Below are 22533 nucleotides of genomic sequence, written 5' to 3'. Positions count from 1 at the left end.
TAAATTAAAACTAGAATCTGTAATGAAACTGGAAAATCGACTTATTTTATAAGACTTTAACAAGTTTAAAATTTTTATACAATTAGCTTATAATTTATAAAAAATTAACTTCAAAGCAGTGTTGGTCTTTATAATAATACCTTAAACCACAAGAATATTTGTTGCTAATCGCTTTAGCAATAGATAAGCCTAAGCCTGTAGAGTTTTGTAAACCGGTTTGTTTATAAAAGCGATTAAATATTTTTTCTCCGTCAAGCGGAATATTTTTTTCAGATTCATTTTTAATAATTACAGTGTTTTTACTAATAAGTATTTCAATTTGAGAATCTTTTTTTCCGTGTTTTACAGCATTTTGAATGAGATTGGTAAATAAAATGACTGCCAAATCTTTATTAATATAATAGTTGAGATCTTCTTGTGAGATGAGTTGAATTGTTAAATTTTTATAATTAGAAAAATCATAAAAATCCTCTACTAACTGTTTAAGTAATTTATTTATATTAATATGTTCTTCAACAATAAATTGATTGTTTTCAATTTTAGTTAATAATAAGAGTGATTTATTAAAGCGTTTTAGTCTTTCTAGATGCTGCAAAACGCTGCTAAAGGTTTTGGCTTGTTCTTCGTTTAAATTATTTTTTTCTAAAATAAGTTCTAATTTGTTAATGCTAATAGCAATAGGAGTTTGCAGTTCATGGGAAGCATTTTCTATAAACTGTTTTTGTTGTTTAAAACTCTCTTGAGATTTATATAGTAATTGTTCTATATTCTTGTTTAAAAGAGAAAATTCTTCAATTTTAGTGGTTTCAAAAGAAATTTTCTCTTCAGTTTCAATATTAAAATTCCTGAGCTTGTCTAATAGATTGTAAAAAGGCTTCCAGGTGTTCTTTAATAAGAAATTATTGAGAATTAAGATACTTAAAATTAAGCCCAGATAGAGCCATAAAATAGAATAGAAAAGATCTGCTATAAGGTCGTCTTCTTCAACCATTGAAGTAATTACCTTTAATTTGTAGTAATTGTCTTTCATTAAAAAAGAAGTTTCGAGTAACCTAACGGGCTCAAAGTCTTCCTCGTTTTGCATAAACATTAGAGTATCTCTATAATGATCTATTCCTAATTTTTTTGGTCTTTGAGATAACTTATGAATCATATAATATCCATCTTCAAATTGTTTTTGCTCAAGTATAGAAGGATTTTTTTTTGCTTTTTGTAGCACTAAACCTTTTTGGTTTTCTAAACCATCATCCATACTATCATAAATTTCATCGAGCATAGAATAATAGAAGAATGTTGCCCATATAAAAATGATGAACAACAAAATAATTACAAAGTATTTACTGGTATAATTTAGAAGTTTCATTAAATGTCTAATCTATAACCTATTCCGTAAACTGATTTAATTTCAATATCTGACTTATGGATAGTTAGTTTTTTACGAAGGTTTTTTATTTGAGAATATATAAATTCAAAATTGTCGGCTTGGTCTATATGATCTCCCCACACGTGTTCTGCTAAAGCTGTCTTGTTTACAAGTCTATTTTTATTAGCAATAAGGTAGAGTAAAATGTCTAACTCTTTTCTGTTTAAATCAATCTTAATATTATTTACCATTACCGTTCTTTCTTCAGGATTAGCTATAAGATTACCAATTTCAATATTCTTATTACCTTCAAAGTTCTTTCTTCTTAAAACGGCTTTAACCCGTGCATTTAATTCGGCCATGTGAAAAGGTTTAGGTAAGTAATCATCGGCTCCTAAATTTAACCCCTTTAGCTTATCGTCTAAAGAATCTTTGGCCGAAACAATGATTACTCCATCATTAATTCCATTATTTTTAAGTTCCTTTAAAATATCAAGTCCGTTGCCATCGGGTAAACCTATATCTAATAAAATACAATCGTAATTATAAATCCCTATTTTCGAAAATGCAGATTGTTTATTTGGTGCAGTTTCTACCAAAAAACCTTCTTTTTCTAAAGATTGTTTCATGTTTTCGAGCATGTCTATTTCATCTTCAATAATCAATATTTTCATAATATTTCTTTTAAAGCAAGGATTTATTTATCTGTTTAGAATTTGAAATTATAAATGTACAATTGAATTCTATAAGAAATTGGGATAATTCCGCTTGACGGATGTAAAAATTCCAAATTGATTACAGTTTTAGGTCTTTAATTTGTAGTATAATTTAAAAAATAAAAGCTATGAAAATCTTAAAAACAAGTTTATTATTTCTTTTTGCAAGTTTTGCAATGCACGCACAAGATTTAAAAAAAGAAGAAGTGCCTGCAAATTTAATTTCTTCATTTGAAAAAGAATTTACCAATGTTAGCGACGTAGAATGGGAAAAAGATATGGATAATTACAAAGTTGAATTTGATTTAGACCGTCAAGAACAAGAAGTTTGGTACGCACCAAATGGAAAAGAAGTTAAAAGAGAAGTAGAAATAATGTCTTCTCAATTGCCTAACAGTATTTTATCTACCTTAAAAAATAAGTTTGCTTCATTTGAAATAGAAGATATTGAAATGACTACTATTAACAATGAGGTTACTTATGAAGTAGAGGTTGAAAATTCTAATAAAGAAATGGTATTGACTTTAGATAAAAACGGAAAAGTTTTGTCTGAAAGATTAGATTAATCTTTAAAGAAAAATTTATCATATTGTCATCTTGAGCGGCGTCAAAATCTTTTCATTAGCGTAAAAATTTTTAGACAACGCTCAAATGACATTTTTATAGATAGTGTGAGATATTAATCTTCACTTTCTTCCATGGTATGATATACGTTTTGTACATCATCATCTTCTTCAATTTTTTCTAAAAGCTTCTCTACATCTTCTTGTTCTTCTTTAGTAAGTTTTTTAGTTACGGTAGGTATACGTTCAAAACCAGAAGAAATAATTTCGATTTCGCGATCTTCTAATTCTTTTTGAATAGCTCCAAAACTTTCAAAAGGGGCGTAAATTAAAATTCCATCTTCATCATCAAAAACCTCTTCGGCGCCAAAATCTATAAACTCTAATTCTAATTCTTCTGCATCTAGACCTTCTGAAGGTATTTTAAAGTTACAGGTATGGTCAAACATAAATTCTACAGATCCCGAAGTGCCTAAGCTACCATCGCATTTATTAAAATAAGAACGAATGTTAGCAACGGTTCTTGTATTGTTATCTGTAGCGGTTTCTACCAAGATGGCAATCCCATGTGGAGCGTAACCTTCAAATAATACTTCTTTATAATCTCCTTGGCTTTTATCACTAGCTCTTTTTATCGCACGCTCAATATTATCTTTGGGCATGTTAACCGATTTGGCGTTTTGTATCACCGCTCTAAGTCTAGAATTAGCATCGGGATCTGGACCGCCTTCTTTAACGGCCATCACAATATCTTTTCCTATTCTCGTAAACGCTTTAGACATAGCTGCCCAACGTTTCATTTTTCGTGCTTTTCTAAATTCAAAAGCTCTTCCCATAATATTCTATATTGATTTGAATGGTAGCAAATTTAATAAAAATACCTTTGTTATTCTACCTCGATTATCTTTTCTATGGTCGCAGCCAATTTAAAGTCTTTTTCGGTCACACCGCCAGCATCGTGAGTGGAAAGAGAAATACTTAAAGTATTGTATACATTGGTCCATTCTGGATGATGTTGTTGGGCTTCTGCTTCAAAAGCAATACGCGTCATAATAGAGAAAGTTTCTTTAAAATCTTCAAATTCAAATTTGGTTTGAATAGAGTTTTCATGAAATTCCCAACCCTCAAATTCTTGTAGCTTATCGCTGATTTCTTTTTCGCTTAATTTTTCCATTTTTGATTTTAATTTTGTTTAAGCTTAAAGGTAATAAAGTCTAATGAAACACTATTGAATCTTCTACAACATCTTCTACGGTAAACTGTAAATTATCGGGTAGCAAATTGTCTTTGGGTAAAACGGCTATAAAACGATCTTCATTAGAGTCGTAAACATTTTTAAACGTAAGATCATGAAGGTCTATTTTCTTGCATATTTCCATCACCAAATCTTTATGATGAATTAAATCTTTACTTCCTAAATGAAAAACTCCTCCTAAATTGTGATTAATTATATAATGAATTTGCTGGGTAAATCGGGTTATGCTAGTAGCATTCATTACTACATTGGGAAAAACCTCTATAGATTCTTCTATTTTATGAAAGGTTTTTAATTCTTCTAAACGCGGAGAATTAGCTCCGTATATCATAGGAATTCTGGCGATAGCATAATTTTTTACTGGCAAACGCAGTAAAGCATTTTCAATTTTAATTTTAAAACGCCCGTATACGCTTATTGATAAGGTTTTGTCGTATTCGTAAGAGGGGTAATTGGAGAAGGCGTCAAACACATTAGAAGAAGATAGAAAAATGATTTTGTTATCGGTTTTCATTACATATTCAATGGCTTCAAAATGTGCGTAAATTTGTGCGTTAAAATTTCCGCGTAAAGCGCAAATGATAAGATCTGGTTGTAACGACTCTAATAAAAAGCTTACACTTTCTGTTTCTCCGTCCCACCAATGAAATTGTTGGTTGTTATCCCAGGTACTATGCGGAGTTCGATAGGTGCCGTGTGTATTAAAATAAGGCAGGAGTTCTTTGTAAAGAGCCTGACCTAAAAAACCGCTTCCGCCAAGGATTAATATTTTTTTTATGTTTTTAATAAGTGCTTTTCTTTTAAAACGTGTAAAAATGAAAAACTAGTGCTAAGAAGGTCTTAAATTTTCTTGAACACTAGTTTTTTATAAATGAAAAGTAGATTTAAGCCTTATAAAAAGGTAATTTTACTACCGTTGCCGGAATGGTTTTCTTTCTAATTTGAATAAAAATAGGAGTGTCTACTGCTTTAAATTCGGTTTTTACATATCCCATTCCAATAGCTTTACCTGTTGAAGGAGATTGCGTCCCAGAGGTTACATAGCCAATCTCATTACCATCTTTATCTACAATAGGATAATCTTTTCTAGGGATTCCTCTTTCTTGCATTTCAAAGCCTACTAATCTTCGTGTAGGACCTTCTTCTTTTTCTTTTTTAAATTTTTCTGAACTAATAAAATCTTTACTGAATTTAGTAATCCATCCTAAACCTGCTTCGATAGGAGATGTTGTATCGTCTATATCATTTCCGTAAAGACAAAACCCCATTTCTAATCTTAAGGTATCTCTTGCTGCAAGTCCTATAGGCTTAATTCCGTAATCTTCTCCTGCTTTTAAAATAGCAGCCCAGATAGCTTCTGCATTTTGGTTTTTGCAATAAATTTCAAATCCGCCACTTCCAGTATAACCTGTAGCAGAGATGATGATGTGCTCTTCTCCTGCAAATTCACCAATTTCAAAATTGTAGAATTTAATCGCTGCTAGATCAATTGGTGTTAAAGACTGCATTGCTTCGATAGCTTTTGGTCCTTGAACGGCTAGTAAACAATATTCTTCAGAAAGGTCTTTAATATCGGCCTCCATCGTATTGTTTTCAGCAATCCAGTTCCAATCTTTATCGATATTAGATGCATTTACAACAAGGAGATATTTTTCTTCATTCATTCTGTAGATAATCAAATCATCAACAATTCCACCATCATGGTTGGGCATACAAGTATATTGTGCTTTCCCATCTACTAATTTAGAAGCGTCATTCGTAGTTATTTTTTGAATAAGCTCTAACGCTTGAGGTCCAGAAACCAAAAATTCCCCCATGTGAGAAACATCAAAAACACCTAAATTCTTACGAACTGTTTCGTGTTCAGCGTTTACGCCTTCATAAGAAACAGGCATGTTATAACCTGCAAACGGAACCATTTTGGCTCCTAATTGTTCATGGATATGTGTAAGTTGTGTGCTTTTCATAGGATAAAATTTTTGCAAATGTAAAGTATTGCATTTATTCTACCAACAATCAAATTGGAGTTTATTTACATCAAGTTTTTAAAGAATGTTATATTTGTGTAAAACAGAAAAACAATGAAAATATTTACTGCTCAACAATTGCACGAAGCTGATCAAATTACTCAAAAAAATCAACAAATTACTTCTTTGGAGCTTATGGAAAGAGCATCTACTAAAATTTTTGAGGAAATCAATAACAGACTAAATGGAGCTGAAATAAAAATTAAAGTTTTCTGTGGAATAGGAAATAATGGAGGAGATGGCCTCGTGGTGGCTAGAAAGTTAATGGAACAAGGTTATCACGTAGATGTTTATGTGGTTAATTACAGTGATAAAAGGTCAGATGGTTTTTTAGCAAACTATAGAGTGGTTAAAGAAGAAACTAAAAGTAGACCTGTTCTTTTGAAATCTGAAGAAGATTTTCCTGAAATTAAATCTAACGATTTTGTGATTGATGCCATATTTGGAATTGGCTTAAACAGACCACTGGTAGATTGGGTGCAAAAATTAATTACTCGTATCAACGATTCAAAAGCCTTTAAAGTCGCCATAGATATGCCCTCAGGTATGCTGGCAGATGGTGTAATTGAAGATCAGCCCATTGTAGAAGCGAATTATACATTGACTTTTCAGGCTCCAAAGTTGGCATTTTTCTTACCAGAAACAGCTTCTTATGCTGGAAACGTTCAAATTATTGATATAGGTATCGATAGAAAGTATTTAGCTGAAACATCCGCGAAAGCGATATTAATAGGAAAGGAGCAAGCGGTAAGTTTATACCAACCAAGGTCTAAGTTTACTCATAAAGGAGATTATGGGCATGCATACATTGTTGGTGGAAGTTATGGTATGATAGGTAGCGTTGTTCTTTCTAGTAAAGCAGCATTAAGAACAGGCGTAGGGAAGTTGACATCGGTAATTCCGCAATGTGGGTATGATATTTTACAAACTAGTTTACCCGAAGCTATGGTGAATGTTGTGCCTCACGACATTCATTTAGTTGAAACTCAATTAGAGCTGAAGGAAGGTGATATTATTGGTTTTGGAATGGGAGCAGGAACTCACGAAAAATCGATTGAACTATTAACCAGTTTGCTTCACCAAGTGAAAACTCCTATGCTTATTGATGCAGACGGACTTAATATGTTGAGTAAGCATCCAGAATTATTGGAGTTAATACCAGAAAAGTCTGTTTTAACTCCTCATCCTAAAGAGTTAGAACGTTTAATTGGTAGTTGGAAAAATGATTTTGAAAAGCTTGATAAGGTACAAGAGTATTCTAAAAAATATAAAGTAACCGTAGTGGTTAAAGGTTCTTATACCATGACTATTTCTAACGATAATATTTATATAAATACCACCGGTAATCCTGGTATGGCAACGGCAGGAAGTGGAGATGTGTTATCTGGGGTAATCACTGGATTATTGGCACAAGGCTATGATCCAGCCATTGCTGCAGTATTTGGAGTTTACATTCATGCGCAAGCAGGAGATATGGTAATAGCTGATTCTGTTCCAGAAGCATTGATTGCTGGAGACATCATAGAATATTTAGGAAAAGCGATTCGCAGTTTGTTTGAAAAACCTGAAACAAAAGCTTAATTTTGCGAATTGACTAACCTATTTACAAATTAACTATGAGAGAAACCCATTATATAAGTAGAGATATATTAGATATACACCATATTCAAAAAATAATTGATGAAAATATTCAATTAGCTTTAAGTGAAGAAGCTAAATTATATATTCAAAAATCGAGAAATTATTTAGATCAAAAAATAGATAATTCAGTTGAGCCTTTTTATGGAATAAATACAGGATTTGGTTCTTTGTGTAATGTAAAAATCTCTAAAGATAAACTCGTTCAATTACAAGAAAACTTGGTTATCTCTCATGCTTGTGGAACAGGGGATAAGGTTAATGACAAGATTGTAAAGATCATGTTGCTTTTAAAAATTCAATCTCTTAGTTACGGACATTCAGGGATCGCTTTACAAACGGTAGAGCGTTTAATTGAATTTTTTAATAACGACATTTTACCAGTAGTTTATGAACAAGGTTCTCTTGGAGCTTCTGGAGATTTGTCACCTTTAGCTCATATGTCTTTGCCATTATTAGGTAGAGGAGAAGTGATGTATAAAGGAAAAGTAGAAACAGCAGCGAAAGTATTAAAATCTAAAAAATGGAAGCCTTTAGCGTTAAGATCTAAAGAAGGTTTAGCTTTGCTTAACGGAACTCAGTTTATGAGTGCTCACGCGGTATTTTCATTGATAGAGGTTTATAAACATTCTTATTTGGCAGATGCCATTGGAGCGGTTTCTGTAGAAGGTTTTGATTGTAATTTATCACCTTTTGATCCTCTGGTTCATGAAGTAAGACCACATCGCGGACAGGTAAAAACTGCGGAGCGAATTTTGAGTTTCTTAGAAGGAAGTGAGATTGCCGAAAAAACGAAAGAAAGCGTACAAGACCCGTATTCTTTTAGATGTATTCCTCAAGTTCACGGTGCTTCAAAAGACACTATTCGTTTTGTTTATCAGACCGTTAAGACCGAAATTAATAGCGTTACCGATAATCCTAATCTTTTTGTAGAGGAGGATAAAATAATTTCAGGAGGGAATTTTCACGGTCAGCCTTTAGCCTTAGCCATGGATTATTTGGCTATCGCTGTCGCGGAATTAGCTAATATATCTGAAAGAAGAATTTATCAGCTTGTTTCTGGATTACGTGGCTTACCCATGTTTTTAGTGGATGATCCTGGTCTAAATAACGGATTTATGATACCACAATATACGGCAGCAAGTATTGTAAGTCAAAATAAACAGTTGTGTACACCAGCGAGTATAGATTCTATTGTTTCTTCAAACGGACAAGAAGATCACGTAAGTATGGGGGCAAATTCAGCTACCAAACTTATCAAAGTGGTAGAAAATTTAAATTCAGTTTTAGCTATTGAATTATTTAATGCTTCACAAGCATTATATTATAGAGAACCTTTAAAATCTTCACCTTTCATAGAACAACTTGTGAGTGGTTTTAGGGAAGAGGTCCCAGTAGTTAAACAAGACAAAGTCATGGCTACCGAAATCGCAAATGCTAAGCGCTTTTTACATCAATTTAGTATTGATAAAGATTTAATGTTTTGTAGTTAGAGTTAAATTTAATAATTAAGAGTTTTGAAATATATATTTAAGTTTATAGTACCACTTTTTTTAGTGGCTTCTTGTAGTAGTGATGATTCTACGGATAATGATTCTAATGAATTTTGTGTTGGCGATATTATACTTACTTCCCAAACAGAAATAAATGAATTTGGAGAGTCTGGTTGCAATTACGTAGATGGTAATTTTTCCATTTATGGAGAGTCTCTCACAGACCCAATAACCGATCTTTCTCCACTTTCTAATTTAAAAGAAGTAACTAAAAACTTTAGTATATCTTCTGTATTAGGTAATGTTTCAATTGTAGATGGTTTTCAGAATTTAGAAAAAGTAGGTTTAGATTTTGTTTATGGGGGTGGTTATGATGGCGATGTGAAAAATCTAATAGAAATTTCTGGATTTAATGCACTTCAAAGTGTAGGGCAAGATTTTATGATAACTCAAACAGGCCCCTTAAAAATAATAACTGGTTTTAATTCTTTAGAGATAATTGACGGAGACTTTGACTTTTGGTGGAATGATTCTTTAGAAGAATTAGCTGGGTTTCAAAATTTAAAACAAGTAGAAGGAAGTTTTAAAATTTATCAAAACGAAGGGAGTTTTAAAATAAACTCTTTTAGTAATTTAGAGAGTGTAGGAGAGGAGTTTTTTATAGATCTTAATACAGGTATTTCTTCTATTTCAGGGTTTAACAAACTGAATTTTGTAGGAAGAATTTTTGAAATTAGTAGAAATGATTCTTTAATAAATGTATCGGGCTTCTTGAATATCGAAAACCTTTGGAATATCCATATTCATAATAATGAAGTTCTTGAAGAAATAGGTGGTTTTAATAACTTAACCTCTACAACATACGAGTTTGTTCTTGAAAGAAACTTCAACTTACATACCGTAACGGCTTTTCAAAATGTAAACAATGTAGAATACGTTTCCATAAATAGCACTTCGTTAGAGAACGTTAGCTTTTTAGATAATTTAAAATTTATTAATGATGGTGGTGTTGGTATTTATAGGAACGACAATCTATTGAATGTAGACGGCTTATCTTCATTAGAAAGCATTAGTGGTAATCTTCTATTGAATATGAACTCTCAATTAACGGATTTTTGCGGACTAGAAAATATTTTACAAAATGGATTTAGCGGGGATTTAATTATAAATGACAATGCTTATAACCCTACCAATCAAGATTTTCAACAAGGGAACTGTAGTTTATAAACCTCACCACTTTATTTGATCTTGCTTACGCGGAATTAATTTTGAAATAATAAAAAACCTCATATAATTTATCTATGAGGTTTTTATTTGGTTAGCTTTTATAGGGTTATATCTTTATTCTGATTCTTCTTTCTTTTTTTCAGCTTTCTTTATCTCAATGGTAAGTTCCTTTTTCTCCTTATCTAAATCCATTTTTACATGATCACCTTCTGCCATTTTTGAAGTAATAATTTCTTCCGCTAAAGCGTCTTCTACATATTTCTGAATTGCTCTGTTTAAAGGTCTTGCTCCATATTGTTGATCAAATCCTTTTTCTGCAATAAAATCTTTTGCAGCATCAGTTAACTCTAAGTTGTAACCTAAATCTTCAATTCTAAAGAATAATTTAGCTAATTCAATATCAATAATTTTATGAATGTGCTCTCTTTCTAAAGAGTTGAAAATAACTACGTCATCAATTCTGTTTAAAAATTCTGGTGCAAATGCTTTTTTAAGTGCATTTTCTATAATACTTCTAGTATTTTCATCGGCTTGAGTTTTTCTCGCTTGAGTTCCAAAACCAACTCCTTGTCCAAAATCTTTTAACTTACGTGCCCCAATATTAGAGGTCATAATGATAATCGTATTTCTAAAGTCTATTTTACGACCTAAGCTATCGGTTAAATAACCATCATCTAACACCTGAAGCATCATGTTAAATACATCTGGATGCGCTTTTTCAACCTCGTCTAATAAAACAACCGCATAAGGTTTACGTCTTACTTTTTCGGTTAACTGTCCTCCTTCTTCATAACCTACGTATCCTGGAGGTGCTCCAATTAATCTGGAAACCGCAAATTTCTCCATATATTCACTCATATCGATGCGTATAAGTGTGTCTTCGTTGTCAAATAATTCTTTTGCTAATACTTTGGCTAACTGAGTTTTACCAACTCCTGTTTGACCTAGGAATATAAATGAACCAATGGGTTTATTAGGGTCTTTAAGTCCGGCTCTATTACGCTGAATCGCTTTTACTACTTTATTAACAGCTTCATCTTGACCGATTACTTTTCCTTTAATTAGATTAGGTAATTCGGCTAATTTGTTACTTTCAGTCTGTGCGATTCTATTTACAGGAATGCTGGTCATCATAGAAACAACATCGGCTACATGCTCATCTGTTACGGTTTCTTTGTGTTGTTTAGATTCCTCTTCCCAACGTTCTTGAGCTACTTCTAGTTCCTTTTCAATTTTCTTTTCGTCATCTCTAAGTTTGGCAGCTTCTTCATACTTCTGCTTCTTAACAACCGTATTTTTAGTTTCTCGAACTTCATCTAATTGGCGTTCTAAGTCTAATATTTTCTTAGGGACTTCAATATTGGTAATATGAACACGAGATCCAGCTTCATCTAAAGCATCAATAGCTTTGTCTGGTAAAAAACGATCGGTCATATATCTATTAGTCAGTTTTACACAAGCCTCAATAGCTTCATCTGTGTAATTTACATTGTGATGAGATTCATACTTTGACTTAATATTGTTAAGAATTTCTATAGTTTCATCTACAGTTGTAGGTTCTATAATTACTTTTTGAAATCTTCTTTCTAAAGCTCCGTCTTTTTCAATATGCTGTCTATACTCATCTAATGTCGTAGCACCAATACATTGCAGCTCACCACGAGCTAGGGCAGGTTTAAACATATTGCTAGCATCTAAACTTCCAGTAGCACCGCCAGCACCTACAATAGTATGAATTTCATCTATAAAAAGGATAATGTCATCATTCTTTTCAAGTTCATTCATTACCGCCTTCATTCGTTCTTCAAACTGACCTCTGTATTTAGTACCTGCTACTAAGCTGGCTAAGTCTAAGGTAACTACACGTTTGTCAAAAAGAATTCTAGACACTTTTCTCTGTACAATTCTTAAAGCTAAACCTTCAGCGATAGCACTTTTACCAACTCCAGGTTCTCCAATAAGTAAAGGGTTGTTTTTCTTTCTTCTACTTAATATTTGAGAAACTCTTTCAATTTCCTTTTCACGACCTACCACAGGATCTAATTTTCCATCGTCGGCCATTTCGGTTAAATCTCTACCGAAATTATCTAAAACAGGGGTCTTAGACTTTTTATTAGCTTTCCCTGCCTTTGGGTTTGATCCACCAAAAGGGTTATTTTTTGGGGTTTCGCTAGAAGCTGTATCATCATCTGGAAAAGACTCTGATGTAGGGCTTTCTAAATAATCATTATCTTGTGTGATCATAGATTTAAATTCGTCTTTAACGTTGTCATAATCTACTTTAAGCTTATTAAAAAGTTTGGTAGTAGGATCATTCTCGTTTCTTAAAATGCATAATAAAAGGTGTGCCGTATTGATCGACGAACTTTGAAAAAGTTTAGCTTCTAAAAAGGTGGTTTTTAAAGCTCTTTCTGCCTGTCTTGTTAAATGTAAATTCTTTTTCTCATTAGAAAGCGTAGAGCTATCCGCGTTAAGCGGACTTAAAATTTCTACTTTCCTTCTTAAATGATCTAAATCTATATTTAAAGACTCTAGTATATCTATGGCTTTCCCATTACCATCTCTAAGTAATCCTAAGACTAAATGTTCTGTCCCAATAAAATCGTGACCTAAACGAAGAGCCTCTTCTTTACTGTATGTTATAACATCTTTTACTCTGGGTGAAAAATTATCGTCCATTTTTGTCTTCTCTCTAAATTAAATTCAACTCATAAGTTCAAAAACCGTACCTCAATAAAGACACTATGCTAATAGACAAAATATCCGCGTAAAATCAAAGAATAGTAGCATTTAATTATTAACGAACGGCTGATAAATATTTGTTAATAAAATATACGTAAAATCTTGCAGAATGGCTTTAAAGAATAGCTGAAATGCTTAAATTGCCACGTTAGAATATTAAATTAACTAAATAAATTTTTATGGCTGAAGGAGAGAAGTTAATTCCTATCAACATTGAAGATGAAATGAAATCGGCTTACATTGACTACTCAATGTCAGTCATTGTGTCACGTGCTCTGCCAGATGTACGTGACGGTTTAAAACCAGTTCACCGTAGAGTATTATTTGGAATGTATGAATTAGGCGTACTTTCCAACCGAGCACATAAAAAATCAGCAAGAATTGTAGGAGAAGTTCTTGGTAAGTACCACCCCCACGGAGATACATCTGTATATGATGCCATGGTAAGGATGGCACAAGAATGGAGTCTTCGCTATATGTTGGTAGATGGTCAAGGTAACTTTGGATCTGTAGATGGCGATAGCCCTGCAGCAATGCGATATACCGAGGCTAGAATGCGTAAAATTAGTGAAGATATGCTTGCCGATATCGATAAAGATACGGTAGATCATTCTCTTAACTTTGATGATACTTTAAAAGAACCAACGGTTTTACCTACACGAGTTCCTAACCTATTGGTAAATGGAGCTAGTGGTATTGCGGTAGGTATGGCTACTAATATGCCTCCTCACAACTTATCGGAAGTAGTTGATGGTACCATGGCTTATATTGATAACCATGATATTGAAATTGATGAACTTATTGAGCATGTAAAAGCTCCAGATTTTCCTACTGGAGGAATTATTTACGGTTACGATGGTGTTCGTGAAGCTTTTAAGACTGGTCGAGGTAGAGTTGTTATGAGAGCTAAAGCCACTATGGAAGAGGTGAGAGGAAAAGAATGCATCGTGGTTACTGAAATTCCATATCAGGTAAATAAAGCCGATATGATTAAGAAAACGGCTGACCTAGTAAACGATAAGAAAATTGAAGGTATTTCCCTTATTAGAGATGAGTCTGATAGAAACGGGATGCGTATCGTTTACATTCTTAAGAGAGATGCTATTCCAAACATTGTTCTAAATACCTTATATAAGCATACCGCGCTGCAATCTTCGTTTAGTGTAAATAATATTGCATTAGTAAAAGGAAGACCTCAAATGTTGAATCTAAAAGACATGATTCAATATTTTGTAGAACACCGTCACGAAGTTGTAGTAAGAAGAACTGAATTTGAATTAAAGAAAGCAGAAGATCGCGCACACATCTTAGAAGGTTTAATTATTGCTTCAGATAATATTGATGAAGTAATAGCCTTAATTCGTGCATCTAGTAATACAGAAGAAGCTCGTCAAAAATTAATAGATAGATTTGAGTTAACAGAAATTCAAGCGAAAGCCATCGTAGAAATGCGTTTAAGACAATTAACAGGTCTTGAGCAAGATAAACTACGTGCCGAGTATGAAGAGTTAATGAAAACGATTGAGGACTTAAAAGATATTCTTGCGAGTAAAGAAAGAAGAATGTCTATCATCAAAGAAGAACTTTTAGAGATAAAAGAAAAATATGGTGATGAAAGACGTTCTGAAATTAACCACGCAGGAGGAGATCTTAGTATAGAAGATATGATCCCAGATGAACAGGTAGTAATTTCTATCTCTCACGCAGGATATATTAAAAGGACTCCACTTTCAGAATATAAAAAGCAGAATAGAGGAGGAGTTGGTTCTAAAGCTACTACCACTAGAAATGAAGATTTCTTAGAATATCTCTTTGTGGGAACTAATCACCAATACATGATTTTCTTTACACAACAAGGAAAATGTTATTGGATGCGCGTTTACGAAATCCCGGAAGGAAGTAAGTCTTCTAAAGGAAGAGCGATTCAAAATTTAATCAATATTGATCCTGAAGATAGAGTAAACGCTTTTATTTGTACTCAAGATTTAAAAGACGAAGAGTATATTAATAGTCATTATGTGATTATGGCTACTAAAAAAGGGCAGGTTAAAAAAACATCCCTAGAGCAATATTCTCGTCCGAGGACAAATGGTATTAATGCCATTACAGTTAAAGAAGGTGACGAATTACTTTCTGCTAAACTTACAACAGGAGATAGTCAAGTAATGTTAGCGCTTAAAAGTGGAAAATGTATCCGTTTTGAAGAGAGTAAAACACGTCCAATGGGTAGAAATGCTTCTGGTGTAAGAGGTATTACTTTAGCTCATGATAAAGATGAAGTGGTAGGAATGATTGCTGTAGAGAAGCCAGAAGAAGAAACCGTTTTAGTAGTTTCTGAAAATGGTTACGGTAAACGTACATTCATCAATGACCCTGAAACCGGAGAGGAGATTTATAGAATCACCAACCGTGGTGGAAAAGGAGTGAAAACCATTTCCATAACCGAAAAAACAGGAGAGCTGGTAACTATCAAAAGTGTAACTGATAATGATGATTTAATGATCATTAATAAATCAGGTATAGCTATTAGAATTGCGGTAGAAAGTTTACGTACCATGGGTCGTGCAACGCAAGGAGTTCGTTTAATTAATTTAAAAGGAAATGATTCTATTGCTGCAGTTGCTAAGGTTGCTAATGAAGATGATGATGAAAATGAGGACATTTTAGATGCTACCGTAAATGAAGATGGCACAACTATTGAAAACACCAACGACGAAGAAGAATAAACAAAAACAAATGACTATGAAAACTAAAGCTCTAACTATTGGTCTTTCCCTTATCGGAATAGTAGCTATTGCACAAAAAAAAGAAATTAGAAATGCAGGTAAAGCTGTGGAGAGTGGTAATTATAAAGAGGCTAAAACTCTTTTAAATTCTGTTGAAGGAGCCGTTTCTAATGAAAAAGAAAAAGTACAAGCAGAATATTACCTTACCAAAGGAAATGCTTTTTTAGCTGCAAAAAATCAAGCCGCGGTAAAAACCGAAGATTTGGTAATTGCAGGTAAATCTTTTGAGCGTGCAATAGAACTGGGAGAAAAAGAAGACGGCGAAAAAGGTTTAATGGATGTAAGGAATGCTTTGATAAATTCAGCTATAGCAGATCAAAAGCAAGAAAAATTTTCTGAATCTGCAGAGAAACTTTATGAAGCTTATGCGTTAAATAAAAAAGATACTATCTATCTTTTTCATGCAGCATCTAGCGCTACTACGGGTAAAGATTACGATAAAGCTCTTACATATTATGAACAACTAAGAGATGTTAATTTTACTGGAATAGGTACTATTTATACTGCAGTTAATAAAGAAACTGGTGAAGTAGAAAATTTTGATACTGAAAATAAAAGAGATATTTACTTAAAGGCTGGAAGTCACATTAAGCCTTCTACAATTAAAGAAGATTCTAAAAGACCAGATATTGTAAAAAACATAGCTCTTATTTATCTACAAAAGGATCAAAAAGATAAGGCAATGATGGCTATTCAACAGGCAAGAAAAGAAAGTCCGGAAGATACTGGTCTTATGCTAACAGAAGCTGACATCTATTACAACTTAGGGAAAATGGATAAATATTCTGCTTTAGTAGAAAAAGTAATAGAAAAGGACCCAAACAATGCAACGCTTTATTATAACCTAGGGGTAACTACTGCTAAAATGGGAGATCAAGAAAAAGCGATTTCTTATTACAAAAAAGCAATTGATATTGATCCAGAAATGGTAAACGCCAATATCAATATCGCCTCAGCTATTTTAAATAAAGAGCAAGCAATCATTGAAGAAATGAATGGGTTGGGGATGTCTAATGCAGATAACAAGCGTTATGACAAACTTCAAAAAGAGAGAAATGAGTTATACAGAGAAGCGGTTCCATATTTGGAAAAAGTAATCCAAAAAGAGCCAAAAGAATCTCCAGAATATAAACAATCTGTTCAGATTTTAACTCAAATATATGGGATGCTTGGAGAAACAGAAAAAGCTGACGCTTTAAAGAACTAAGAATTGTAACCACATATTGATATAAAAAAAGCTTCCAGAAATCTGGAAGCTTTTTTATTTTTTATCAGTAATTTAGTTTAAGTATTATACAATTTTTTTGATTACTCTAAGATTATGTGAGTACTGATTTGTATCTACATTAAATATACCACTATGATCAAGGCGATCTATTCTAACCTTGCCGTGAGCATGAATAATATAGTTTTCTCTCATAATTATACCAACGTGAATAATGTCTCCATCTTGATTATCGAAAAAAGCTAAATCTCCTGGTTCACTTTCTTCTATAAAGCTTAAAGCCTCACCTTGTTTTGCTTGTTGAGAAGCATCCCTGAATAATTGGTAACCATTAAGTTTATAAACCATTTGAGTAAATCCGCTGCAATCAATTCCGAATGGTGTTTTTCCTCCCCATAAATAAGGGGCATGAAGATAGAGAAATGCAGTTTCTAAAAATTGTTCCTTAGTGTTTTTGCCCTGTAATTTGCGTCCTTCATAAGTATAATTCCCAAACTCTACTATTTTATTAATATTAGCACCTAAGGAAATAGGAATGAGCTGATTTTTATCATCTTGAAGAAAATCTATTACATCAGCCACCAATTCGCTAGGAGTTTGATTTATCTCATGATATTGATCTTCCGTAATTTCAAGAAACTGTTTATTATCTACCCATCCTTCATACTTGTCAAAAGCGATACGGATTTTGCTCCATTTTTTTCTTTTTTCTAAAACTTTAAAATGATCCCCAAACAAAAGTTGGGTTACCATTTCACTTGCATCAGCAGGTTCCAGTCTTACAGGAACAATATTAAGGTTGCAAAATCCGTATTGCATTCTAATCTATATATGAAAATATTAATTTCTTTCTATCACCATTGCAGAAGCACCGCCACCACCATTACAAATTGCAGCAGCTCCTAATTTAGCATCATTCTGCTTCAATACATTTAAAAGGGTGATAATAATTCTTACTCCCGAGCATCCAAGTGGGTGACCTAAAGAAACAGCACCTCCATTAACGTTTACATTTTCATCAGATAAACCTAAAATTTTCATATTAGCTAAACCTACTACAGAAAAAGCTTCGTTAAACTCAAAGAAATCGATATCATCTTGTGTAATCCCTGCTTTTTCAATTGCTTTTGGTAAAGCTTTAGCCGGAGAAGTTGTAAACCATTTTGGTTCTTGCGCTGCATCCGCAAAGCTCTTTATAGTAGCTAATGGAGTTAAACCTAACTCTTCTGCTTTTTCTTTGCTCATTAATACTACTGCACCAGCACCATCATTAATCGTAGAGGCATTCGCTGCAGTTACTGTACCTTCTTTACTAAAAGCAGCACGTAGAGAAGAAATTTTATCCATTCTCACATTCTTGAACTCTTCGTCTTCTTTAACTATGAGAGGCTCTCCTCTTCGTTGTGGAACTTCTACAGGAACTACCTCGTCATCAAATCTTCCTTCTTCCCAAGCTTTTTTAGAACGCTCGTAAGATTTTATAGCAAAAGCATCTTGATCTTCTCTAGAAAACTCATATTCTTTAGCACATAAATCTGCACAAACACCCATAGCATTTTGGTCATACGCATCTACTAATCCGTCACGTTGCATTCCGTCTTCCATTTGTTTAGGTCCAAATTTTTGACCGTTTCTTAAATGCATATAATGAGGGATTAAACTCATATTTTCCATACCACCAGCAACAATAATATCAGCATCCCCTAAAGCAATAGCTTGAGCTCCTTGCATAACCGCTTTCATTCCACTAGCACAAACTTTATTAATAGTTGTACAAGGAACCGTTTCAGGAATTCCTGCAGCTAGGGCTGCTTGTCTAGCAGGAGCTTGTCCTACACCTGCCTGCACCACATTACCCATCAATACTTCTTGTACTAGTTTAGGATCTAAATTTATTTTTTCTAAAGCTCCTTTAATTGCAATTGATCCTAATTTAGGAGCGGGTACACTCGATAAACTTCCTAAAAAACTTCCAATAGGAGTTCTTGCTGCACTAACTATAACTACTTCTTTATTCATGGTTTTTTATTTTAAATCAATTTCTGCGAATTTAACTAATTTCTAAAGAACAGACCAATGCTTTGTGAACTTACGATTGTTTTTTTAGTACATTTGAAAGTTAAGTTACACGTATGAGCAATTTTGTAAACGGAATTTATAAAAACCAGGCCTTAATCTATAAGATATTTTTATATCTACTTACCACGGCTATAATTGTTTATCTTTTTCCGAAAGGAAGTAAATTTAAGTATGATATCTCTAAAGGGAAGCCTTGGCAGTATGAAAACCTCTATGCGCCTTTTGATTTTGCTATTTTAAAAACCAATGAAGAGTTAGCAGATGAAAAGGAGCAAATAAGAGAAAATCATACCCCTTATTATAATTACAATACAGCCATCCCTAAACAAATAAAATCTAATCTAGATAAACAAGCTAGATTGGTATTTGGTGATAGTATTATGGCTATTGATGGCGTGAGGTTAATAAAATTCTCTCAAAATACTTTAGATGATATTTACAAAAACGGAATCCTAATTGAGGTTAACCGATTTAATGAAAATAGCATCGTTTATTTAAAGAAGGGTAATGAAGCTCAAGAAGTAGTTTATAATAATATTATTCATCAAGATAATCTCGGGACTTACCTTGATAAAAAGATCACCAATACAAGACTTGCTAAATATCAAAATCAATTAAAAGAACTCTTCTTTAATATTTTAAAGCCCAATGTTAGACTCAATGAAGAATTAACCGAAAAAGATTTACAAATTAAACTCGGAGCTATTTCTTATACCAGAGGTAGTATTTCTAAAGGAAGCAGAATTATTGAAAGGGGAGAAGTAATAGACAACAATAAATACCGAATCCTCATCTCCTTAAAGACAGAATATGAAACCAAGGTCTGGACAGATTCCAGCTATTATGTGGTAGTAGTTGGTTATTTGTTGTTAGTTTCTCTGGCCTTGTTAATGCTTTTTCTTTTTATTCATAAATACAGACCAGATATATTTGAAAATAACACTAAGGTTACCTTTATCTTCTTTAACATTTTACTCACGGTTTTCTTAACCACAACGGTAATGAAAATTAATGTAAATTATGTTTATGTGGTGCCACTTTGTATTCTTCCGCTTACGCTGAAAGCTTTTTTTGACGCTAGGCTAGGGCTTTTTACGCACGTGATTACGGTGTTAATCATCGGTTTTATTGTTCCCAATAGTTATGAGTATATGTTTCTGCAAATTATAGCGGGAATAGTAACCATATTAACCATTTCAGAACTTTATAAAAGAGCCAATCTATTCATTTCTGTAGGTCAAATTACGGCAGTTTATATTTTTGCTTACTTTTCATTTACAATTATTCAAGAAGGTGATGTAAGTAAAATTGATTACGAAACTTTACTTATGTTTCTCCTTGGCGGATTTGCTACGCTATTTGTACAACCTCTTATCTACGCTTACGAAAAGCTGTTTGGTTTAGTTTCAGATATGTCGTTATTAGAACTTTCTGATACCAATTCAAAACTTCTAAAAGAGCTTTCTAATAAAGCACCAGGGACGTTCCATCACAGTTTAAATGTAGCTAATTTGGCTGAAGCTGCAGCAAATGAGATTGGAGGTAATGCCATGCTGGTAAGAGTTGGAGCTCTATACCATGATATAGGTAAAATGGCTAATCCTACCTTTTTTACTGAAAATCAAACCACATCGGTTAATCCCCATGACGAATTGGAACCTCAAGAAAGTGCCGAGATTATCATCAATCACGTCGTTTATGGTATCGAAATGGCTAAACGAAATAATTTACCTGATCGTTTAATAGATTTTATTAGAACCCACCACGGGACTAGCTTGGTCTTTTATTTTTATAAAAAAGCAAAAGATCTAGCTCACGAAAACGGAGAAGAAATTAATGAAGATGATTATAGATATCCTGGACCAACCCCTTTTAGTAAAGAAACTGCCATTTTAATGATGAGCGATAGTGTGGAAGCGGCAAGTAAAAGCTTAAAAGAACCTACAGCACCTTTAATTGATGACTTTGTAGAAAAAATTATTAATAAACAAATGGATGAAGGCCAGTTTTTAAATGCAAACATTACATTTAAAGAAATACAAGCCATTAAGAAGATTTTAAAGAGAAAACTTAAGAATATTTACCATTTAAGAATCGAATATCCAGAATAAACTTTTACTATGAAATTTGGAAAAGTAGAACACCCTGAGCAGATAGATTTTAGTTTACCTCCTAATCAAGAGCAAACCCATAATATCTTACATAAAGTTGAACCTGAAACCTGGGAGGATGTACGTATTGGTTGTGCTAAATGGAACAAGAAAGACCTAAAAAACTTTTACCCAAGAGGAACAAAAGAAGAACTGACTTATTACTCTACTCAATTTAATAGCATAGAGTTAAATGCTTCCTTTTATAGAATGTGGCCCCATGAGCAGTTTCAGAAATGGGAAGAAAAAACAATAGAAAATTTTAAATTCTTTCCAAAAGTTCCCAGGCTTATAAGTCATTTAAAACGACTGCAAGATTGTGACGAACTCGTAACCGATTTTACGGCTAATCTTACGGGGCTTCATCATAAGCTAGGGATGGTTTTTTTACAAATGCCAGATAACTTTCTACCAAAAGATATGGATAGACTCGCTCCGTTTTTTGAAAAATGGCCTAAAGAAATACCATTATCTATTGAGGTAAGAAATGAAAATTGGTTTAAAGATAAAAAGATAGAAGACGACTTTAATGCCATTCTTTTAAAATATAACATTACCAATTTAATTACTGATAGTGCAGGAAGAAGAGATTTACTTCATATGCGGTTAACCACACCTACTGCTTTTATCCGTTACAACGGAGCAAATCATCCTTCAGATTATACACGTTTAGATGATTGGTTAGATAGAATTGAAGATTGGTATACGCATGGTTTAAAAAACCTTTACTTTTTTATTCATCAAAATGTAGAAGAATCTTCGCCCTTATTATCTGCTTATTTTATTGAAAAATTTAATGAGCGTTTTTCTACAAAAATTTCTATTCCTAAAACACTGTAATGTCAAGACCTCAAATTTCAATTACTACCGATGCTGTTATTTTTCAGTTAACTGAAATTAAATATCAGGTACTGCTTATTCAGAGAAAGAATGAACCGTTTAAAGGTCAGTGGGCTTTACCTGGTGGTTTTTTAGAAGATGATGAATTGTTAATTGAAGGTTGCAAAAGAGAATTAGAAGAAGAAACTTCTTTGATGATCAACGATCTACAAAGAGTAGGGGTGTATGATGCAATAGAGAGAGATCCTCGTGGTAGGATGATTTCTGTTGCATTTACGGGTTGTGTAAAAAATTCCACGAAAGTGATAGCAAATGACGATGCAGAGAAAGCCGATTGGTTTTCAGTATTAGATTTACCGGCATTAGCATTTGATCATCAAAGAATAATAGCAGATGCAGCCAAGATTTTACAAATACCATTATCATAAA

At 33.0% G+C, this 22533-nt stretch carries 18 protein-coding genes; 9 read left to right on the top strand and 9 right to left on the bottom strand.

Annotated features, from left to right (window positions below):
- Positions 1–94: 94 nt before the first annotated feature.
- Together FT986_RS06575 and FT986_RS06570 are read right to left on the bottom strand one after the other, a co-directional pair.
- The gene (locus FT986_RS06575; RefSeq protein WP_147864403.1) at positions 95–1363 is read right to left on the bottom strand and encodes a HAMP domain-containing sensor histidine kinase; all 1269 of its coding nucleotides are present in this window, start codon (positions 1361–1363) and stop codon (positions 95–97) included.
- Positions 1363–2037, bottom strand: a complete 675-nt coding sequence (locus tag FT986_RS06570) for a response regulator transcription factor (protein ID WP_147864402.1) — start codon at positions 2035–2037, stop codon at positions 1363–1365. The genes FT986_RS06575 and FT986_RS06570 overlap by 1 nt, the downstream gene beginning before the upstream one ends.
- Before the next feature lie 170 nt (positions 2038–2207).
- Here FT986_RS06570 and FT986_RS06565 point away from each other — a divergent pair, with 170 nt between their 5' ends.
- A complete protein-coding gene (locus tag FT986_RS06565; RefSeq protein WP_111540314.1) occupies positions 2208–2645 on the top strand; it encodes a PepSY-like domain-containing protein in 438 nt (145 codons plus the stop codon).
- A 113-nt stretch (positions 2646–2758) separates the two neighbouring features.
- On the opposite strand, the gene FT986_RS06560 is transcribed toward FT986_RS06565, so the two are convergent.
- From FT986_RS06560 to gcvT, 4 genes are all read right to left on the bottom strand, one after another.
- On the bottom strand, positions 2759–3478 hold the full coding sequence (locus FT986_RS06560; protein ID WP_111540313.1) for a YebC/PmpR family DNA-binding transcriptional regulator: 720 nt from the start codon (positions 3476–3478) through the stop codon (positions 2759–2761).
- Between the two features lie 50 nt (positions 3479–3528).
- The gene (locus FT986_RS06555) at positions 3529–3816 is read right to left on the bottom strand and encodes a 4a-hydroxytetrahydrobiopterin dehydratase (RefSeq protein WP_111540312.1); all 288 of its coding nucleotides are present in this window, start codon (positions 3814–3816) and stop codon (positions 3529–3531) included.
- Positions 3817–3856: 40 nt separating this feature from the next.
- Positions 3857–4660, bottom strand: coding sequence for a sugar nucleotide-binding protein (locus FT986_RS06550; protein WP_370451145.1), 804 nt, complete (start codon positions 4658–4660; stop codon positions 3857–3859).
- Between the two features lie 121 nt (positions 4661–4781).
- On the bottom strand, positions 4782–5864 hold the full coding sequence (gene gcvT, locus FT986_RS06545; RefSeq protein ID WP_147864400.1) for a glycine cleavage system aminomethyltransferase GcvT: 1083 nt from the start codon (positions 5862–5864) through the stop codon (positions 4782–4784).
- 114 nt (positions 5865–5978) lie between these two features.
- Here gcvT and FT986_RS06540 point away from each other — a divergent pair, with 114 nt between their 5' ends.
- From FT986_RS06540 to FT986_RS06530, 3 genes are read left to right on the top strand one after another with little or no spacing between them, the layout of a single operon-like run.
- Entirely contained in the window at positions 5979–7505 is a 1527-nt protein-coding gene (locus FT986_RS06540) for an NAD(P)H-hydrate dehydratase (RefSeq protein ID WP_147864399.1), read from the top strand.
- Positions 7506–7540: 35 nt separating this feature from the next.
- Entirely contained in the window at positions 7541–9055 is a 1515-nt protein-coding gene (gene hutH, locus FT986_RS06535; RefSeq protein WP_147864398.1) for a histidine ammonia-lyase, read from the top strand.
- A 24-nt stretch (positions 9056–9079) separates the two neighbouring features.
- The gene (locus FT986_RS06530; protein WP_147864397.1) at positions 9080–10282 is read left to right on the top strand and encodes a hypothetical protein; all 1203 of its coding nucleotides are present in this window, start codon (positions 9080–9082) and stop codon (positions 10280–10282) included.
- A 114-nt stretch (positions 10283–10396) separates the two neighbouring features.
- On the opposite strand, the gene FT986_RS06525 is transcribed toward FT986_RS06530, so the two are convergent.
- Positions 10397–12961: an ATP-dependent Clp protease ATP-binding subunit gene (locus FT986_RS06525; protein WP_147864396.1), complete on the bottom strand. Its 2565-nt coding sequence runs from the start codon at positions 12959–12961 to the stop codon at positions 10397–10399.
- 242 nt (positions 12962–13203) lie between these two features.
- Between FT986_RS06525 and gyrA the strand changes: the two genes are divergently transcribed.
- Together gyrA and FT986_RS06515 are read left to right on the top strand one after the other, a co-directional pair.
- The gene (gene gyrA / locus FT986_RS06520) at positions 13204–15750 is read left to right on the top strand and encodes a DNA gyrase subunit A (RefSeq protein ID WP_147864395.1); all 2547 of its coding nucleotides are present in this window, start codon (positions 13204–13206) and stop codon (positions 15748–15750) included.
- A 16-nt stretch (positions 15751–15766) separates the two neighbouring features.
- On the top strand, positions 15767–17017 hold the full coding sequence (locus FT986_RS06515) for a tetratricopeptide repeat protein (RefSeq protein WP_255505928.1): 1251 nt from the start codon (positions 15767–15769) through the stop codon (positions 17015–17017).
- 84 nt (positions 17018–17101) lie between these two features.
- Here FT986_RS06515 and FT986_RS06510 read toward each other — a convergent pair whose 3' ends face one another.
- Together FT986_RS06510 and FT986_RS06505 are read right to left on the bottom strand one after the other, a co-directional pair.
- The gene (locus tag FT986_RS06510; protein WP_147864394.1) at positions 17102–17854 is read right to left on the bottom strand and encodes a C40 family peptidase; all 753 of its coding nucleotides are present in this window, start codon (positions 17852–17854) and stop codon (positions 17102–17104) included.
- A gap of 21 nt (positions 17855–17875) precedes the next feature.
- Positions 17876–19054 (bottom strand): acetyl-CoA C-acyltransferase, encoded by a 1179-nt coding sequence (locus FT986_RS06505; protein ID WP_147864393.1) that lies wholly within the window; start codon positions 19052–19054, stop codon positions 17876–17878.
- Positions 19055–19167: 113 nt separating this feature from the next.
- Here FT986_RS06505 and FT986_RS06500 point away from each other — a divergent pair, with 113 nt between their 5' ends.
- The 3 genes from FT986_RS06500 to FT986_RS06490 are packed head-to-tail and all read left to right on the top strand — an operon-like array spanning position 19168 to position 22532.
- The gene (locus FT986_RS06500; protein ID WP_147864392.1) at positions 19168–21225 is read left to right on the top strand and encodes an HD family phosphohydrolase; all 2058 of its coding nucleotides are present in this window, start codon (positions 19168–19170) and stop codon (positions 21223–21225) included.
- A 9-nt stretch (positions 21226–21234) separates the two neighbouring features.
- Complete coding sequence (locus FT986_RS06495) at positions 21235–22104, top strand: DUF72 domain-containing protein (protein ID WP_147864391.1); 870 nt, start codon at positions 21235–21237, stop codon at positions 22102–22104.
- Positions 22104–22532: an NUDIX hydrolase gene (locus tag FT986_RS06490; protein WP_147864390.1), complete on the top strand. Its 429-nt coding sequence runs from the start codon at positions 22104–22106 to the stop codon at positions 22530–22532. The genes FT986_RS06495 and FT986_RS06490 overlap by 1 nt, the downstream gene beginning before the upstream one ends.
- Position 22533: the final 1 nt, after the last annotated feature.

Origin of the sequence: Mesonia sp. K4-1 (assembly GCF_008017825.1) — a bacterium.
GTDB lineage: Bacteria > Bacteroidota > Bacteroidia > Flavobacteriales > Flavobacteriaceae > Mesonia.
Note: the sequence above shows the minus strand (reverse complement) of the source record. Positions and strands in the feature narration are given on the sequence as shown.

Bases quoted from the DNA above. Each gene is read 5' to 3' on its own strand.
- FT986_RS06575 (WP_147864403.1), bottom strand. From the start codon at position 1,363: ATGAAACTTCTAAATTATACCAGTAAATACTTTGTAATTATTTTGTTG.
- FT986_RS06570 (WP_147864402.1), bottom strand. From the start codon at position 2,037: ATGAAAATATTGATTATTGAAGATGAAATAGACATGCTCGAAAACATG.
- FT986_RS06565 (WP_111540314.1), top strand. From the start codon at position 2,208: ATGAAAATCTTAAAAACAAGTTTATTATTTCTTTTTGCAAGTTTTGCA.
- FT986_RS06560 (WP_111540313.1), bottom strand. From the start codon at position 3,478: ATGGGAAGAGCTTTTGAATTTAGAAAAGCACGAAAAATGAAACGTTGG.
- FT986_RS06555 (WP_111540312.1), bottom strand. From the start codon at position 3,816: ATGGAAAAATTAAGCGAAAAAGAAATCAGCGATAAGCTACAAGAATTT.
- gcvT (WP_147864400.1), bottom strand. From the start codon at position 5,864: ATGAAAAGCACACAACTTACACATATCCATGAACAATTAGGAGCCAAA.
- FT986_RS06540 (WP_147864399.1), top strand. From the start codon at position 5,979: ATGAAAATATTTACTGCTCAACAATTGCACGAAGCTGATCAAATTACT.
- hutH (WP_147864398.1), top strand. From the start codon at position 7,541: ATGAGAGAAACCCATTATATAAGTAGAGATATATTAGATATACACCAT.
- FT986_RS06525 (WP_147864396.1), bottom strand. From the start codon at position 12,961: ATGGACGATAATTTTTCACCCAGAGTAAAAGATGTTATAACATACAGT.
- gyrA (WP_147864395.1), top strand. From the start codon at position 13,204: ATGGCTGAAGGAGAGAAGTTAATTCCTATCAACATTGAAGATGAAATG.
- FT986_RS06515 (WP_255505928.1), top strand. From the start codon at position 15,767: ATGAAAACTAAAGCTCTAACTATTGGTCTTTCCCTTATCGGAATAGTA.
- FT986_RS06510 (WP_147864394.1), bottom strand. From the start codon at position 17,854: ATGCAATACGGATTTTGCAACCTTAATATTGTTCCTGTAAGACTGGAA.
- FT986_RS06505 (WP_147864393.1), bottom strand. From the start codon at position 19,054: ATGAATAAAGAAGTAGTTATAGTTAGTGCAGCAAGAACTCCTATTGGA.
- FT986_RS06500 (WP_147864392.1), top strand. From the start codon at position 19,168: ATGAGCAATTTTGTAAACGGAATTTATAAAAACCAGGCCTTAATCTAT.
- FT986_RS06495 (WP_147864391.1), top strand. From the start codon at position 21,235: ATGAAATTTGGAAAAGTAGAACACCCTGAGCAGATAGATTTTAGTTTA.
- FT986_RS06490 (WP_147864390.1), top strand. From the start codon at position 22,104: ATGTCAAGACCTCAAATTTCAATTACTACCGATGCTGTTATTTTTCAG.